A 14,205-nucleotide genomic window follows, 5' to 3' on the forward strand; every position below is an offset into this window, starting at 1 on the left:
TCATATCTTTTATTATAGAGGGAGTTGCGCGGCAAAGTCAAACCATTTTGCTCACGATCCGGGCACCGCCGCCGTCTCCAGCAGCACGGGAGTCACCCATTTCATCATGCTTGGCGTCACCCACGTCTCGAACGAGGACACGCCGAGCATCAGCACGCACATCACCAGCGTCAAACCGACATAACGCGCGAAAGGACGCGTGACATTGACGCGATTATGCAGCATCACCCTGTTTTTGATCACGTGCAACGAAAACGCGATCGCCGAGACGCTGGACACGATCAGCACGGGAATGATCAGCAGATTGGACGGGGCAACCGACACGAGCGCAAACAGCAGCCCTTTCCATGAAAACTGCCCGACGAGATAACCGACCGTGAACCCGATCAGCACGCCCTTCAGAAAATCAAGGATAAGAATGCCCGGCAGCCCGATTACGGACAATCCGAGGAACCAGATCAGCCCGACCCATTTCAAATGCAGGCCGGCGATGCTCCAGAAAGACTGCGCAGCGCCCGTACCGGCTTCGTTTTGGTCTACCGTCATGAAAAAGTTTTGAAGATACCGCCCGAGATCCTGCTGCTGCTCCAGCGACAACGCATTGACCATAAGAGCCCCGAATATGACCCCTACAAGAAACAGCACGGCAACAAAAATGTATAGAATATTTTGCTCCTTCAAGGTATGGCGGAAAGTTCGCATTTGACGGATCTCTCCCTTCCTGTCACATACCTCTACTCTATGAAGACAAGCGTCCGACTATGACTTGTCGGTAGATACGTCCACCTTTCCGTATGTCCCTCCGCCGCCGGCCGACAGCGACAGCGTTCCGTTTCTCGCCATGACGATTTGGCGGGCCATTGTTTCCCCGACCGTCCCGGCGAGCTCCTCTTCGGACGCCCGGTGCAAAATCGCCATTTCGGTGCCGAAACGCTCCAGAAGCTTTTTCCTCGTGGCTTTTCCCAGGCCCGGAATGAACTCGAGCGGCACCTGATAATGATAATTTGGCCGTCCGTCCGGCTGCACGGGCTGTTTTCGGTCGGCGATGTCCAGGATCCGGTCGAGCACCCCCTGCACTTTTTTCAAGCTGCCGCAATGGGGGCAGGCTCCCGTCATCGCCTTCTCCCCGTCAAGGATGCGGCTGCAGCCGAGGCAGTAAGTCCGGTGGTACTTCCCGAGCCGGGGGTTCAGGCCGAAATTGGCCGTCACGCGGCGTCCCTCCGATTGGTCCAGCGCCATCGCGAATTCGCGGAAGCCCGGCTCGGCAAGCCGGATCCGGTTGTACTCCCTGCCGATTTTGCCCAAGGAATGCGCGTCGGAATTCGTGACGAACGTAAACCGGTCCAGCTCGGATATCAGCCCCGCCATCTCCGAATCGGCGCTAAGCCCGAGCTCCACGCCGCTTACCATGTCCAGGTCCAGCACGTCGGACATCCGCGGCGCCACATTGCCGTAGATTCCTTTGTGCGGGGTAAACACGTGGGCAGGGATCATGATGCCGCCCCTGGCGTAAATTTCCTCCTGCAGTTTCCGCGCCGTCACGTAAATCCGTTGGGAACTCAGATTGACGTTTTTCATATGCCCGGCCATCCAATCGGTGAAATGACTCATGACCGCCAGGTCCGGAAAATAGGCAAGGAGATGGGCCGCCCCTTTTCCTTCCTCATAGATTTCGATTTCGCTGCCCAAGAGGATCGTCGTTCCGCGATAGGCGATGCCGCCGCCGGGAAGTTCCGTCATTTCGCCGGATTCCAGGCAGTCGATGATATCCTTTTGCACTTCGGGCGAATGGCAGTCGATGATGCCGATCAAATCCATGCCTTTGCGGCCGGCGGCCTCTTTGGCGATATTCGCGAACGTCAAGTCCTTGCTTCCGCTTATTTTTACGGCCTGTCCGGAAGTCGTCCGACCGATATGGATGTGCAAATCGGCATAAAATTCCTTCAATGTTGGGCGGGGATCTCCTGGTGTCATGCTGCCGTCAGGTAACGTCATATCCGGAACTCTCCCGTCAGCTGCTGCAGCTTCCAAGCATAAACCGCCATGATCGTTTTGGCATCGCTGATTCTCCCCGATTTCACGGCCTCCAGCGCTTCTTGCAAGGTCATCTCGTAAAGCTCGAGAAATTCATCCTCGTCCGGTACGGCTTCCCCGCTTTCCAGCCCTTCCGCTACATATAAATGGATCAACTCGTCCGCAAAACCCGGCGAAGTGTAAAACGAATGCAGCAGCCGGATTTGTTGGCATGTATACCCCGTCTCCTCCTGGAGCTCCCGTTTGGCCGCTTCAAGCGGATCTTCTCCTTTTTCGAGCTTCCCGGCCGGTATTTCCAGCTCGCAGCGCCCCATGGCCTGCCGGTATTGATCGACCAAAATGATTTTGTCGTCATGGATCGCCAGCACCGCCACGGCGCCGGGATGCCTCACGATTTCCCTGGAAGCCGTGCCGCCGTCCGGCAGCTTGACCGTGTCGATTTGGAGCGAAATGATGTTGCCCTCAAATACGGGTTTCGTGGAAACCGTGACTTCGTCGAGTTTTGGATTCGAATATGAAATTGGTTTCAAAGCGTCTCTCTCCTTGATCCGGCTTTGCAAACGTCCTCTATGGTTTCTATGAAATTTGCAAGCCCTATATTTTAAAAACAAGCATGTTTGAACAGACTGACACATATGGTGTTATTATAACAAACTTCACGCAGGAAAGAAGGAGAGCCCCTTATGAAGAGCTACCGCACGGAGACCTCGATCCATATGGTTGGTCAAGCCTGGCAGATCCGGATCATGCTGAAACAGTGGATGAAAGAAACCGAACCCCGCGCCCCTCTAAGCGCGATACTCGGGAGAGAAGCGGCCTTAAGACGCACGGATGCCGGATCGTGGTGATCCCGAATATGGAAAAGATATAAAAAAATGTGAAAATTGTCATGGTTTTTTGGATTTTCTCGTTTTTTTTGCTCGTCCCCTATAACCATTTCATATTTGCGTTGTTTTATATAACGGAGGGTCTCGTATGAAGAAAGACCAAGCATTGTCCCTGCTTCAAACCAAACCTGAATCTTCTACGTTTCATTACAAATCAGGATTATGGTATCGCACGCGCGGAATGGATGCCGCTGCTCTTTCGTGTTTCGAGAAAGCCCTTTCGATCACCAGGTCCGGCGAGAAAACGGCGGATCCTTCATTCGACGAATCCTTGTGCTGGATGGAATACGGCAGGCTGCTGAGGCAGCTGGGCCGCCATCATGAAGCAGGAATGGCTTTCCGCGAATGTCTCGCAAGGAAGCGGCACATCCCGGAAGCACTCGCGGAAATCGGATTGCTTCTCCGCCGGTCGGAAATAAGCGACGGGGATCTCCGGATCCGGTTAACCGCGGTCGCCTCCGAATTCATCGAAGATCCGGCGCTTCATGTAGCGGAAACGCTTTGGGCGCTAGGAGCTTATGCTTCCGCTGCCGAACTCTATGCTTCCCTAAGCCCTCCTGAAAGATATACCGACAGAAACCTGGCCCAATACATTTTATGCTTAATATATATAAATCAATTCAAAGAAGCGCTGTCCCTATTATCACGAAAAACCATGCAGCAAGATCGCGTGCTCCTGATTACTGCCCGGCATAGGATCAGAACCGCGGAAGCCATCCATGTATGCAAACTGTGCCTGCATGGTAAGAACGGAGGAGATATCGGCATGCCTGCTTTATCACGCTACGAAGCTTTGGAAACCGCCAAAACCGCCATTGCCCTCGGCAAAGTGGAAGAAGCTTTGGCTATTTTGTCCAGTCCGACGGAGCATGAATACCATGAGCTCATTTATACCTTGTACAAGCAAGGATACCGCGAGCTTGCCGCTTCGCGGATCGCCGGGATGGAACAGCTCCCCTTGTACGACCGCAGCCAGATTTCCCTTGAACTTTGCTTCATCGCCGCGGAAATCCAATACGACGAAGGGAATTACGAAACGGCGGCTTCCATCTTTGAGGCCATTTACAACACGGATCCCAACCATTCGGCTTCGAGGTTCGGCGCGGCCTCCTGTTATTTGCAACAAACGAAAAAATCGCTGATGGCCCGGCTCGAAAACACGATCGTCGGCAGCGAGCATTTTCTCCAAATCGAACGTTATCTGAACAACATTACCCGCGCGCTGCACATTTTGAATATTACGGAATGGCACACCCGTTGGACACCTGCCCAGATGCGCAATCACGGAGCGTCTTCCGCCGTTATGCTGCATTAGGCCGCAAGAAGAGAGGGGCCCGTTAAAAAAGGCTGTTACCGCGGCATGGCATGCCGGCCGGTAACAGCCTTTGGTTGGTTGGGCCTTATTTCGTCGTCTCGCGGACAATGCTGATGACCATTTCCGCCGCTTTGACCATGTCCGCCGCGCGGATTCGTTCTTTGGTGGTATGGATGTTCTCGTAACCAAGCGCCAAATTGACGGTCGGTACCCCCATGCCGTTAAAAATGTTCGCGTCGCTGCCGCCGCCGGAATGGAACGTGCGGCTCGGAAGCCCGATATTGGCAATGGCCCGCTGCGCCAGCTTCACGACGTCGTCGTTTTCGTCGAAGTTGAACGCCGGGTAGACGATTTCGCTGATAAATTCGCAGGTCGCGCCGCATTCCTGAACGGCGCTTTCAAGCGCTTCGCGCATATGTTCGATTTGCCGTTCGACTTTGTCCTGCACGATGCTGCGGGCTTCCGCGTCGATTTCGACGTAATCGCAAACGACGTTGGTCGCGCCGCCGCCGGCGAATTTTCCGATGTTGGCCGTCGTTTCATGGTCCAATCGTCCGAGCTTCATCCGGGCGATCGCCTTGGAAGCCACCTGAATCGCGCTGATGCCGTCCTCCGGATTTACGCCCGCATGGGCCGATTTGCCGAAAATTTTCATCTTCATTTTCGCCTGCGTCGGAGCCGCTACCGCAATGGCGCCGATCTCCCCGTTGGAGTCGATGGCGTAGCCAAGGTCCGCATCCAAATATTTCGGATCCATGGAGCGGGCCCCCAGCAGGCCCGATTCCTCCCCGGCCGTAATGACGAACTGGATTTGTCCGTGTTCGATGTTCTGCTCTTGAATGACTTTGATGGCTTCGAACAGGACGGCGATCCCCGCTTTATCGTCGGAACCGAGAATCGTCGTGCCGTCGCTTGTGATCCAGCCGTCCGCGCCGAGCTGCGGCTGAATTCCTTTGCCGGGCGCCACCGTATCCATATGGCATGTAAAGAACAGCTTCGGAGCTTTGACACCCGGCGTGCCTGCCATGGTGACGATCAAATTCCCCGCCCCGTGGCCCGTTCTGCTCTTCGAGTCATCTTCGGTCACGCTCAGCCCGAGATCCGAAAATTTTCTTTTCAGGACTTCCGCGATCTCTTCCTCATGACCCGTTTCGCTGTCCACCTGGACGAGCTCCATGAATTCTTCCACCAAACGGTCTTGTCTGATCATTGGACTTTCCTCTCTCCCTGCGTTTAAGTTACAATAAACATAGCTGTCCTAACATCAAAATGACATGTTATCCAAGCTAATACATCATCTATCGAAAAAGGAGTAGCTATGCAAAACAAGAAATGGTTTCGCGTGTTTGTTTACCTGATGCTGTTCGCCATGTTCGGCTCCGTCATTTTCGGAGTGGTCGAATCCCTGATCGCCCGCTGATTCAGCGGGCCGAACCCGGGACGGTGCCGGCGACCGCCTCGTAACGAAAAACCTCCGCAAAAAAAGGCACGATCTCCTCGGCAACCTGTTCCACGCTAAACGTCTTGCCGGTACAACCTTCAAGCGATGACACGCCGTATTCCTGGATGCCGCAAGGAATAATTCCGGAAAAGCCCTGCGTTTCGATGCCCGCTTTAATGTTGAAAGCGAAGCCGTGGCTGGTGACGAATGCCCGGCGGCTGCGGCATTTATTGAATTTGACCCCGATGGCACATACCTTCAAGTCCCCGACCCATACGCCCGTATATTCGGGCTTGCGGCCGGCGTCGATGCCATGGTGCTTTAAGTAATTGATGATGACTTGTTCCAGGTTGCGCAAGTAAGCGTGCAAATCCAGCCCTTCCCCCTCCAAAACAAGCAAGGGGTATCCGACCAGCTGGCCCGGCCCGTGGTATGTAATATCGCCGCCGCGGTCGATTTCGAACAAACCGATGCCCTTTTCCTCCAGTTCTTCCTTGCTGAGCAGCAAATGCTCCGGATGTCTTTGGGATCCGATGGTATAGGTTGGCGGATGCTGCAAAAGCAGCAGGGTATCCTGCTGCTCTCCAAGGTCAATGCTTTTTACGATCGATTTTTGCAAATCCCATGCTGCATCATAACCCATCATCGGCGTATAGGAAACATGAAGTTCTTTGCCCATACCGAAATCACGTCCTCTCCAGATGATGAATGACTGCCTTTTCATGCACTTTCTTAATACACTTTCGTATCCAGCGTATACGCTTCGATGTTTTCCTTCACCCGCTGCAGGAACCGTCCGCAGATGACGCCGTCGAGAATCCGGTGATCCAGCGACAAGCAAATGTTGGCCATCGAACGCACCGCGATCATGTCGTTAATGACGACCGGACGTTTCACGATCGATTCGAACGTCAAAATGGCGGCCTGCGGGTAGTTGATGATCGGATACGACAGGATGGACCCGAAGGAACCGGTGTTGTTCACCGTAAAGGTGCCTCCCTGCATATCCTCCAGCTTCAGCTTGCCTTGACGGGTTTTGGTCGCAAGCTCTTCGATTTCCCGGGCCAGGCCCGCAATATTTTTCTGATCCGCCCTTTGGATGACCGGCGTCATGACCGAATCCTCCGTGCCTACGGCCAGCGAAATGTTGATATCGCGTTTTACGATGATTTTGTTGACGGCCCAAACGGAGTTCATGATCGGGTAATCTTTGATCGCATTGACGACGGCTTTCAGGAAAAACGCCAGATACGTTAAATTATACCCCTCCCGCCGTTTAAATTCATCCTTCAGTTTGTTCCGGAGCAGCACGAGGTTGGTCACGTCCACTTCAACCATCGTCCATGCATGCGGAATTTCGGATACGCTTTGGCGCATGTTGGTCGCAATCGCGTTGCGGAGCGGCGTCACGTCAATCAGCGTTTCGCGTTCGCCTCTTTCCACCTCGATCGGCGGAATTTTCGGCGATTCAGACATATGCAGGCCGGAATTTCTTTCGGATACCGGCTGAACCGGAATGTATTGCTCCGGCGTGACGGCCGGATCGGCGTGCGGCAAATCCTTGAACGGCGACGGCGCTTCCGCCCGGGCAGGCGCTGCTTCGGGAGCTTGCGGCTGCCGCGGAGCAGCCCCTCCCTTTTCCACGTACGCAAAGACGTCCTTGCGCGTGATTCGGCCGCCCATTCCCGTTCCCTGGATTTGGTTCAGATCGACGCCATGCTGCGCGGCGAGCGTCTGCACGGCCGGCGAATAGCGGTTTCTCATGGACTGATCGCCTGCGGCAGCGGCGGAAGTAACGTTCGAAACCGCCGAAGCCGTTTGCGGCGTTGGTTCGGCGGAAGCCGGAGCCCCGCCGGCGACGGCCATGCGGCAGATGATTTCGCCGACGCTCACGTTTTGGCCTTCCTCCGCGATCAGCTCCACCATCACGCCATCGATGGTCGATGGAATTTCCGCATTGACTTTATCGGTCATGACCTCGCAGATCGGCTCGTACTGTTCGACTTTTTCTCCCGGCTGCTTGAGCCATTTGGCAATCGTCGCCGAAACCAACGATTCGGCCAGCTGCGGCATCACCACATCGGTTAACTTTTGATTTTCAGACATATTTTCACCCCTAAGCTTCCCCTAGTAGATTGCCAATTGTCGCATGGCTTCCTTCACTTTGTCTTTGCTCAGCATATAAAACTTCTCCATCGGCGGGCTGATCGGCATGGCCGGCACGTCCGGGCTGCAGCAGCGCATGATCGGCGCATCCAAGTCGAAAAGGCATTCCTCGGAAATGATGGCCGCCACCTCGGCGCCGACGCCGCCGGTTTTGTTATCCTCGTGGACGATCAGCACCTTGCCCGTCTTGCGGGCCGCTTCGATGATGCTGTCGCGGTCCAACGGCTGCAGCGTGCGCAGATCCAGGATATGGGCGGTAATGCCTTCTTCTTTTTCGAGTTCTTCGGCAGCCTGCATGCAAAAATGCAGCGGCATGCTATAACCGATGACGGTAATGTCTGCCCCTTCGCGGAGCACATTCGCTTTGCCGATCGGCACGGTATAGTCATCCAAAGGCACGTCGCCTTTGATCATTTTGTAGCATTTTTTGTTTTCGAAAAACAACACCGGATCGGGATCCTGGATCGCGGCTTTCAGCAGCCCTTTTGCGTCATAAGCCGTAAACGGAGCGACGATCTTAAGGCCCGGCGTCCCGAAGAAAATGGATTCCGGGCATTGGGAGTGGTACAACCCCCCGAAGATTCCGCCGCCGATCGGCGCCCGGACGACGACCGGACAGCTCCAGTCGTTGTTGGAGCGGTAGCGGATTTTGGCCGCTTCGTTAATGATCTGGTTGGTAGCCGGCAGCATGAAATCGGAGTACTGCATTTCCGCGATCGGCTTCATGCCGACCATCGCTGCCCCGATCGCTACGCCTGCAATGGCGGATTCGGCCAGCGGCGTATCAAGCACCCGGTCTTCGCCGAACTGCTCGATCAAACCTTTGGTGGTCGTAAACACGCCGCCTTTCACGCCCACATCCTCGCCGAGAACGAATACGGATTCGTCCTTTTCCATCTCTTCTTTCATCGCGAGACGAATCGCGTCGATATATTCCATTACTGCCATGCCTTTTCCCCCTCTTCACGATCGTCCGCATAGACATGCAGCAGCGTTTCTTCCGGCTTCGGATAAGGCGCGTTGTCCGCAAATTCGGTCGCGTCCTTGATCTCGAGCGAAATTTGCTCCTGCAAATCGGCGTCTTTGGATTCGTCCCAAATGCCGCAGCCGATCAAATAGGCTTTGAAACGGGCAATGCCGTCCTTTTTCCAATTCTCCTCGACTTCCTCTTTCGTGCGGTAAGCCAAATCGTTGTCGGAGGTGGAGTGCGGGGACAGGCGGTACATCATCGCTTCGATCAGCGTCGGCCCTTCGCCGCGGACCGCCCGCTCGCGGGCTTCCTTGACGGCCTTATAAACCGCAAGCGCGTCGTTGCCGTCGACCCGGAATCCCGGAAATCCGTACCCTAGCGCGCGGTCGCTCACTTTGCCGCCGATTTGCTTGTGCGCCGGAATCGAAATCGCATATTGGTTGTTTTCGCACATTACGATGACGGGAAGTTTGTGAACCCCCGCGAAGTTCAGGCCTTCGTGAAAATCGCCCTGGTTGCTGGAGCCTTCGCCGAAAGTAACGAACGAAACGATATCCTGCTTTCTCATTTTTGCGGAAAGCGCGATGCCGACCGCATGGGGAACCTGCGTCGTAACCGGGCTGGACCCGGTCACGATGCGCAGCCTTTTGCTGCCGAAATGCCCCGGCATCTGGCGTCCGCCGCTGTTCGGGTCTCCCGCTTTCGCAAAGGAGGACAGCATCAATTCGCGCGCCGTCATGCCTACGGCCATGACGAACCCGTAATCGCGGTAATACGGCAGGAAATAGTCCCGCTCGCGATCCAACGCAAAGGCGGCCGCTACTTGTGCCGTTTCCTGCCCGATCCCCGAAACGTGGAAATTGATTTTGCCTGCGCGCTGCAGCAGCAAATTGCGCTCATCGAATTTGCGTGCGAGCAGCATATATCTGTACATGTCAATCACTTGTCCGTTGCTGAGTCCAAGCTGCTCATGTTCATGCCCTGTTCCAACAGTACCTTGTTCGCTCATGGTAGGTACCTCCTTATTAATAAAGCCTTAGGCCAAATTCTTAACCTGATATTAAAACCTGGTACTAAGACTTGGGTTAACTTTATTATAATCCTTTCCGCACCAAAAAGAAAAGAAGGTTTTTAATTTTTTGCTCGGGCTGAAACGATGTCCAGCAACGGGGCGTTACATGCCGATGGATAATCCGTCCACGGCCAGCATGCCTTCGCCGATGATTTCGGAAAGCGTCGGATGCGGATGCACCAGCTGGCCGACCTCCCATGGCGTCGCATCCAGCAGCTGGGCCAAAGCGGCTTCGCTGATCAAATCCGTCACATGGGCTCCGATCATCTGTACGCCGAGAATATCGTTGCTATTAGCATCAGCCACAACCTTAATAAACCCGTCTTTGCTGCCGTGAACCAACGCCTTTCCGATCGCCTGGAACGGGAATTTGCCGACTTTGACCTCATGGCCTTTCTCGCGGGCTTCCTTCTCCGTAATGCCGATGCTGGCAACCTCCGGCCGCGTGTATACGCAGCGCGGAATCAAATGAGGCTGGACGGGGTGAACCGGTTCTCCCGCCAAATGATTGACCGCCGCAATGCCTTCATGGCTTGCGGCATGGGCCAGCTGCAGGCCTCCGATCACGTCCCCGATGGCGTAAATATGCGATTCCCCGGTTTGCAAAAATTTGTTCACTTCAATAAAACCGCGTTCCACGCGCACATCCGTGTTCTCCAGCCCGATATTCTCCACGTTGGCTTGACGGCCGACCGACACCAGTATGCACGAAGCGGTTAACGTCTCGTTTTGCTCTCCTTTGCGCATGCCGATGGTGACCTGTCCATCCTTGGCCTGGTATGTATCCGGTTGTACCGTGCTTCCCGTATGAACGGCAACCCCGCGTTTGGTCAGCAGCTTCTGCAGCTCCCGGGCGATGTCTTGATCCTCGGCCGGCAAAAGCTGGTCGGCCGCTTCGACGACGGTCACCCGGACTCCGAAATCGCTAAGCATGGAAGCCCATTCGACGCCGATGACGCCGCCGCCGACGATGATAATGGATTCCGGCAGCTCTTCCAGAAGAAGCGCGTCGTCGCTCGTCAGCACGTAGCGGCCATCCGGCTCAAGGCCCGGGAGCGTGCGCGGACGGGATCCGGTTGCGATAATCAAGTTCGCCGGAACCACCGTCTCCATTTCGCCGTCCGCCAGTTCAACGGCTACCGCGCCGCTTTTTGGCGAAAAAATCGACGGGCCGGTGACGCGCCCTTTGCCATGGATCACTTGAATTTTGTTTTTGCGCATCAAGTACTGCACCCCTTGGTGAAGCTGGTCGACGATCGCCGTTTTCCGGTTCTGCACCTTGGAGAACACCAGCGTCGCGCCCGCGGTCTCGATGCCGTAACTTTCGCTGTCGCGGATTTCGGCATACACCTCGGCGCTGCGCAGCAATGATTTGCTAGGGATGCAGCCCCGGTGCAGACAGGTCCCTCCGAGCTTGTCCGCCTCAATGATCACAACCTGTTTGCCGAGCTGCGCCGCCCGGATCGCCGCCACGTATCCGCCGGTTCCTCCGCCGAGCACCGCCACATCGCATGTTATTGTCATATCCATCCCCCACATTTATCCATAAATTTTTATCCATGCTGATCGTTTGTCGTGAACGGTCTCCCTCACCCGGGAACACCGTGATGTTTTATCTTTTCTATTTTACTCTCTTTTTCCTCCTTTACAAACAAACCCCCGGCGAAATGGACAGAAGTTCTTGAAAACGGTATGATAGGATTATGCAAAATCGAATGACAGGAAGGGATATTCCGTATGAAATTAGTCATTTCCCGCTTTATTGCCATTCTAATCCTCGTCATCCCCGGATTGATGGCGGTGACAGGTTTTTTATTTATGAAAGACGCCGTATTTGCGTTTTATTCGGTCCATGGGGATGCAAGCGTCGCCCATCCTTCCTTTGAATGGGGGCATTTTTTGCTTGGCCTTCTCTTGTTCCTTGCCGGCATGACGTTTCTTGGCGGATGGATTTTGTACCGGGACCGCAAGCGGAATTACGTCGGACCCAGGTTTAAGGAGAAACGCAAACCCAAGCCGCCCGCCCAGCCAACCTCATAATAAGACGATGACAAAACCCCGCCAAGCTGCGATTCAAGGCGGGGTTTGCTATATTTTACGGGCGGGATAAGCCGTTTCATTCGATCCGTTATCCGATTCGCTGGCGATGAGCTCCAGTGCCTCGTCTTCCCGCTCTTCCCTCTCTTTATTGCCAAGCACCGGATAGTCCGTCAACGTCGTGCTCGTCAAAATGACCTTCAGCTCATTGTTGCGGTTATAAATCAAGGATTCCACCACAAAAAAACCCGAAAGGAGCCCTCCGATCACAGCGATCTGCTGCGGGCTCAATTTCGGCCGCGCCGAGGTTCGCAGGAGCCGTTTTTTCGGCAATGCCTGGGCCTTGCGCGACGGTTTTTTCTTGGAACGGCTCATCTCATCACCCCGCCGACAGTTCTCGTTCTACCTTGTAACAGCATATAGCGGCAATGGGGATTGTGTGTATCGGTTCCGCCAAATTACCTCTCGGGAATTCTCGGCAGCCATGTTTCGAAGCGAAGCCGGGGTTACGCATAGTCATTCATATAAGGCGTCCCGCAGTTTGCTCGACATTCGCGATTCCTTGCTGGAGCTCTTTAATATCCTGTTCCGTAGCGCGTGATTTTGCCGGTGAAGCTCGTTCATCTCCTGCAGCATTTCTTCTATCAACTGTTTGGCTTCCGGAATCCGTTCAAGCTCCGGCGATAACGCAGATATTCTCTCCCGGAATTCCACCAATTTCTCTTTCATCGCGACCTTCCTCCGTGTGCATATGTACTCATCTCTTTAACCTTACCACTTTCAGCCGGGCCAACGCCAGCGTCCCAAATGTCTATAGCCACCCCCAACAGATTATGGTACTCTATAAAAGCCGCTATTTTTCGTGATTTTTCATCCAGCGATGAAAATACCTGGTTTTTAAGCGGGAAAGGAGCATAAAGGTGAATAAAGGACGGATTACCGTAATCACGGGCCCCATGTTTAGCGAAAAATCGGGTGAATTGATCCGCAGATGCCAAAAACTCGTGCAATATGGACGGAAAAAGCTGGTTGCCTATAAGCCGGCGGAAGATCAGCGTTATGCCAAGGATGAAATCGTCAGCCGGATCGGCTACCGTCTCCCGGCCATTTCCATTCCAAGGCATCTGACGGACGAGCTTCTTGCCCGAATTTATAAAGAAACGGCCGATGCGGATGTCGTCGCATTCGATGAAGTGCAATTTTTCAATAAACCGATATTGGGATTGGTCGAGGAACTCGCCTACCGCGGAAAACATGTCATCGTCGACGGCCTGAACATGGATTACAGGGGAAAAGAATTCGGTTATATCGGCGGCCTGCTCGCGATGGCGGATGACATCCAGCAGCTCACCGCCTTTTGCGCCGTTTGCGGCAGCCCCGAGGCTGTTTTTACCCAACGCATCGTCAACGGCAAGCCGGCGCCGCTCGGCTCGATCATTCTGATCGGCGATTCCGACGATTATGAGCCGCGCTGCAGGCATTGTTTCGTGCCTCCCCATAAAGTGCAGTGATTTGATGCCAGGGGACTCTTCAAGAAAATGGCATTGACAGCGGCAAACGAGAAGCGTAAACTCGTCTTTTGTAAATGGTTAAACAATCTTTAACCAAAAAGGGGAGGCCATAGAAATGAAAAAGATCTTTTCTCTGATCGCCGTCGCAGCTCTTTCCGCCACGGTGTTAGCCGCATGCGGCAATAACGATTCCAGCTCCGGCAGCGCAAGCGATTCTTCTTCTTCCGCTAGCGGAGACGTGAAAGAAATTACCGTCAACGCCAAAAGCTTTGAATTTTCGCCAAACGAAATCAAAGTGAAAAAAGGCGAAAAAGTGAAACTCACGTTGAAAAACACCGACGGTGCGCATGGTTTGGAAATTCCAGACTATAACGTGAACCTGCAAAAGGACGGCTCCGTAGAATTTACGGCAGACAAAGCCGGCACGTTCGACTTCGATTGCTCCGTCATATGCGGTGCGGGTCACAGCGATATGAAGGGCAAACTGATCGTTGAATAATCGATTTCATAGAAAAAACCACCTTCTCAGGTGGTTTTTTTCTGTGTTAATCGTCCCATACGTCATCCATCAATGTTCGGATTTCCTTGGTGCGTTGCGCGGTTAAAGCCCGGTTCGGAATCCATTGTTCACCGTTCCATTCGACCACGTCGCCACTTTGCGCGGTGACGTCCACTTTCGTCCTGGGCACGGCTTCCACATGTCCATCCCGCTCGATCTTGCAAAATTCGCCTTCAAAACCTTCGATAATTCCTTTCATGCTTTTCATACGTC

At 54.1% G+C, this 14,205-nt stretch carries 18 protein-coding genes; 6 read left to right on the plus strand and 12 right to left on the minus strand.

The features are described 5' to 3' along the window. Positions 1 to 51 precede the first annotated feature (51 nt). From spoIIM to NYE48_RS17735, 3 genes are read right to left on the minus strand one after another with little or no spacing between them, the layout of a single operon-like run. On the minus strand, positions 52 to 702 hold the full coding sequence (gene spoIIM, locus NYE48_RS17725) for a stage II sporulation protein M (protein ID WP_340999595.1): 651 nt from the start codon (positions 700 to 702) through the stop codon (positions 52 to 54). A gap of 57 nt (positions 703 to 759) precedes the next feature. Beyond that, positions 760 to 1,995, minus strand: a complete 1,236-nt coding sequence (locus NYE48_RS17730; protein ID WP_340999596.1) for an endonuclease Q family protein — start codon at positions 1,993 to 1,995, stop codon at positions 760 to 762. After that, positions 1,992 to 2,564, minus strand: coding sequence for an NUDIX hydrolase (locus tag NYE48_RS17735; RefSeq protein WP_340999597.1), 573 nt, complete (start codon positions 2,562 to 2,564; stop codon positions 1,992 to 1,994). Before NYE48_RS17735 ends, NYE48_RS17730 begins: the two co-directional genes overlap by 4 nt. Before the next feature lie 153 nt (positions 2,565 to 2,717). On the opposite strand from NYE48_RS17735, the gene mciZ reads away from it, so the two are divergent. Both mciZ and NYE48_RS17745 read left to right on the plus strand, forming a co-directional pair. Next, complete coding sequence (mciZ, locus tag NYE48_RS17740) at positions 2,718 to 2,882, plus strand: Z-ring formation inhibitor MciZ (protein WP_340999598.1); 165 nt, start codon at positions 2,718 to 2,720, stop codon at positions 2,880 to 2,882. Positions 2,883 to 3,009: 127 nt separating this feature from the next. Continuing rightward, complete coding sequence (locus tag NYE48_RS17745) at positions 3,010 to 4,236, plus strand: hypothetical protein (protein ID WP_340999599.1); 1,227 nt, start codon at positions 3,010 to 3,012, stop codon at positions 4,234 to 4,236. Between the two features lie 85 nt (positions 4,237 to 4,321). On the opposite strand, the gene NYE48_RS17750 is transcribed toward NYE48_RS17745, so the two are convergent. After that, positions 4,322 to 5,446: a M20/M25/M40 family metallo-hydrolase gene (locus tag NYE48_RS17750; protein WP_340999600.1), complete on the minus strand. Its 1,125-nt coding sequence runs from the start codon at positions 5,444 to 5,446 to the stop codon at positions 4,322 to 4,324. A 108-nt stretch (positions 5,447 to 5,554) separates the two neighbouring features. Between NYE48_RS17750 and prli42 the strand changes: the two genes are divergently transcribed. Continuing rightward, complete coding sequence (gene prli42 / locus NYE48_RS17755; protein WP_156124714.1) at positions 5,555 to 5,656, plus strand: stressosome-associated protein Prli42; 102 nt, start codon at positions 5,555 to 5,557, stop codon at positions 5,654 to 5,656. 1 nt (position 5,657) lies between these two features. Here prli42 and lipB read toward each other — a convergent pair whose 3' ends face one another. From lipB to lpdA, 5 genes are all read right to left on the minus strand, one after another. Beyond that, on the minus strand, positions 5,658 to 6,356 hold the full coding sequence (gene lipB / locus NYE48_RS17760) for a lipoyl(octanoyl) transferase LipB (RefSeq protein WP_340999601.1): 699 nt from the start codon (positions 6,354 to 6,356) through the stop codon (positions 5,658 to 5,660). Between the two features lie 53 nt (positions 6,357 to 6,409). Further along, a complete protein-coding gene (locus tag NYE48_RS17765; RefSeq protein ID WP_340999602.1) occupies positions 6,410 to 7,783 on the minus strand; it encodes a dihydrolipoamide acetyltransferase family protein in 1,374 nt (457 codons plus the stop codon). A gap of 21 nt (positions 7,784 to 7,804) precedes the next feature. After that, a complete protein-coding gene (locus NYE48_RS17770; RefSeq protein ID WP_036714519.1) occupies positions 7,805 to 8,791 on the minus strand; it encodes an alpha-ketoacid dehydrogenase subunit beta in 987 nt (328 codons plus the stop codon). Next, a complete protein-coding gene (locus NYE48_RS17775) occupies positions 8,782 to 9,822 on the minus strand; it encodes a thiamine pyrophosphate-dependent dehydrogenase E1 component subunit alpha (RefSeq protein ID WP_212946894.1) in 1,041 nt (346 codons plus the stop codon). Before NYE48_RS17775 ends, NYE48_RS17770 begins: the two co-directional genes overlap by 10 nt. A gap of 165 nt (positions 9,823 to 9,987) precedes the next feature. Then, positions 9,988 to 11,409, minus strand: coding sequence for a dihydrolipoyl dehydrogenase (gene lpdA, locus NYE48_RS17780; RefSeq protein WP_212946896.1), 1,422 nt, complete (start codon positions 11,407 to 11,409; stop codon positions 9,988 to 9,990). A 213-nt stretch (positions 11,410 to 11,622) separates the two neighbouring features. Here lpdA and NYE48_RS17785 point away from each other — a divergent pair, with 213 nt between their 5' ends. Then, a complete protein-coding gene (locus tag NYE48_RS17785) occupies positions 11,623 to 11,925 on the plus strand; it encodes a DUF2627 domain-containing protein (protein WP_036714517.1) in 303 nt (100 codons plus the stop codon). Between the two features lie 48 nt (positions 11,926 to 11,973). Here the strand turns inward: NYE48_RS17785 and NYE48_RS17790 are convergent, their stop codons facing one another. Both NYE48_RS17790 and NYE48_RS17795 read right to left on the minus strand, forming a co-directional pair. Beyond that, a complete protein-coding gene (locus NYE48_RS17790) occupies positions 11,974 to 12,297 on the minus strand; it encodes a hypothetical protein (RefSeq protein ID WP_340999603.1) in 324 nt (107 codons plus the stop codon). Positions 12,298 to 12,438: 141 nt separating this feature from the next. Next, the gene (locus NYE48_RS17795) at positions 12,439 to 12,651 is read right to left on the minus strand and encodes a hypothetical protein (protein WP_340999604.1); all 213 of its coding nucleotides are present in this window, start codon (positions 12,649 to 12,651) and stop codon (positions 12,439 to 12,441) included. Between the two features lie 191 nt (positions 12,652 to 12,842). On the opposite strand from NYE48_RS17795, the gene NYE48_RS17800 reads away from it, so the two are divergent. Together NYE48_RS17800 and NYE48_RS17805 are read left to right on the plus strand one after the other, a co-directional pair. Beyond that, positions 12,843 to 13,433, plus strand: a complete 591-nt coding sequence (locus NYE48_RS17800) for a thymidine kinase (RefSeq protein WP_212946898.1) — start codon at positions 12,843 to 12,845, stop codon at positions 13,431 to 13,433. Positions 13,434 to 13,548: 115 nt separating this feature from the next. Beyond that, positions 13,549 to 13,932, plus strand: coding sequence for a cupredoxin domain-containing protein (locus NYE48_RS17805; RefSeq protein ID WP_340999605.1), 384 nt, complete (start codon positions 13,549 to 13,551; stop codon positions 13,930 to 13,932). Between the two features lie 46 nt (positions 13,933 to 13,978). On the opposite strand, the gene NYE48_RS17810 is transcribed toward NYE48_RS17805, so the two are convergent. Then, positions 13,979 to 14,200, minus strand: a complete 222-nt coding sequence (locus tag NYE48_RS17810) for a DUF3006 domain-containing protein (protein ID WP_340999606.1) — start codon at positions 14,198 to 14,200, stop codon at positions 13,979 to 13,981. Positions 14,201 to 14,205: the final 5 nt, after the last annotated feature.

Origin of the sequence: Paenibacillus sp. FSL M7-1455, from assembly GCF_038004655.1 — a bacterium.
GTDB classification, from domain to species: Bacteria; Bacillota; Bacilli; order Paenibacillales; family Paenibacillaceae; genus Paenibacillus_AQ; species Paenibacillus_AQ cookii.

What these genes read in the sequence shown, in the direction of transcription:
- NYE48_RS17770 (WP_036714519.1), bottom strand. Translation starts at nt 8,791, where the DNA reads ATGGCAGTAATGGAATATATCGACGCGATTCGTCTCGCGATGAAAGAA.
- prli42 (WP_156124714.1), top strand. Translation starts at nt 5,555, where the DNA reads ATGCAAAACAAGAAATGGTTTCGCGTGTTTGTTTACCTGATGCTGTTC.
- NYE48_RS17790 (WP_340999603.1), bottom strand. Translation starts at nt 12,297, where the DNA reads ATGAGCCGTTCCAAGAAAAAACCGTCGCGCAAGGCCCAGGCATTGCCG.
- lipB (WP_340999601.1), bottom strand. Translation starts at nt 6,356, where the DNA reads ATGGGCAAAGAACTTCATGTTTCCTATACGCCGATGATGGGTTATGAT.
- spoIIM (WP_340999595.1), bottom strand. Translation starts at nt 702, where the DNA reads ATGCGAACTTTCCGCCATACCTTGAAGGAGCAAAATATTCTATACATT.
- lpdA (WP_212946896.1), bottom strand. Translation starts at nt 11,409, where the DNA reads ATGACAATAACATGCGATGTGGCGGTGCTCGGCGGAGGAACCGGCGGA.
- NYE48_RS17785 (WP_036714517.1), top strand. Translation starts at nt 11,623, where the DNA reads ATGAAATTAGTCATTTCCCGCTTTATTGCCATTCTAATCCTCGTCATC.
- NYE48_RS17750 (WP_340999600.1), bottom strand. Translation starts at nt 5,446, where the DNA reads ATGATCAGACAAGACCGTTTGGTGGAAGAATTCATGGAGCTCGTCCAG.
- NYE48_RS17810 (WP_340999606.1), bottom strand. Translation starts at nt 14,200, where the DNA reads ATGAAAAGCATGAAAGGAATTATCGAAGGTTTTGAAGGCGAATTTTGC.
- NYE48_RS17730 (WP_340999596.1), bottom strand. Translation starts at nt 1,995, where the DNA reads ATGACGTTACCTGACGGCAGCATGACACCAGGAGATCCCCGCCCAACA.
- NYE48_RS17795 (WP_340999604.1), bottom strand. Translation starts at nt 12,651, where the DNA reads ATGAAAGAGAAATTGGTGGAATTCCGGGAGAGAATATCTGCGTTATCG.
- NYE48_RS17765 (WP_340999602.1), bottom strand. Translation starts at nt 7,783, where the DNA reads ATGTCTGAAAATCAAAAGTTAACCGATGTGGTGATGCCGCAGCTGGCC.
- NYE48_RS17775 (WP_212946894.1), bottom strand. Translation starts at nt 9,822, where the DNA reads ATGAGCGAACAAGGTACTGTTGGAACAGGGCATGAACATGAGCAGCTT.
- NYE48_RS17805 (WP_340999605.1), top strand. Translation starts at nt 13,549, where the DNA reads ATGAAAAAGATCTTTTCTCTGATCGCCGTCGCAGCTCTTTCCGCCACG.
- NYE48_RS17745 (WP_340999599.1), top strand. Translation starts at nt 3,010, where the DNA reads ATGAAGAAAGACCAAGCATTGTCCCTGCTTCAAACCAAACCTGAATCT.
- mciZ (WP_340999598.1), top strand. Translation starts at nt 2,718, where the DNA reads ATGAAGAGCTACCGCACGGAGACCTCGATCCATATGGTTGGTCAAGCC.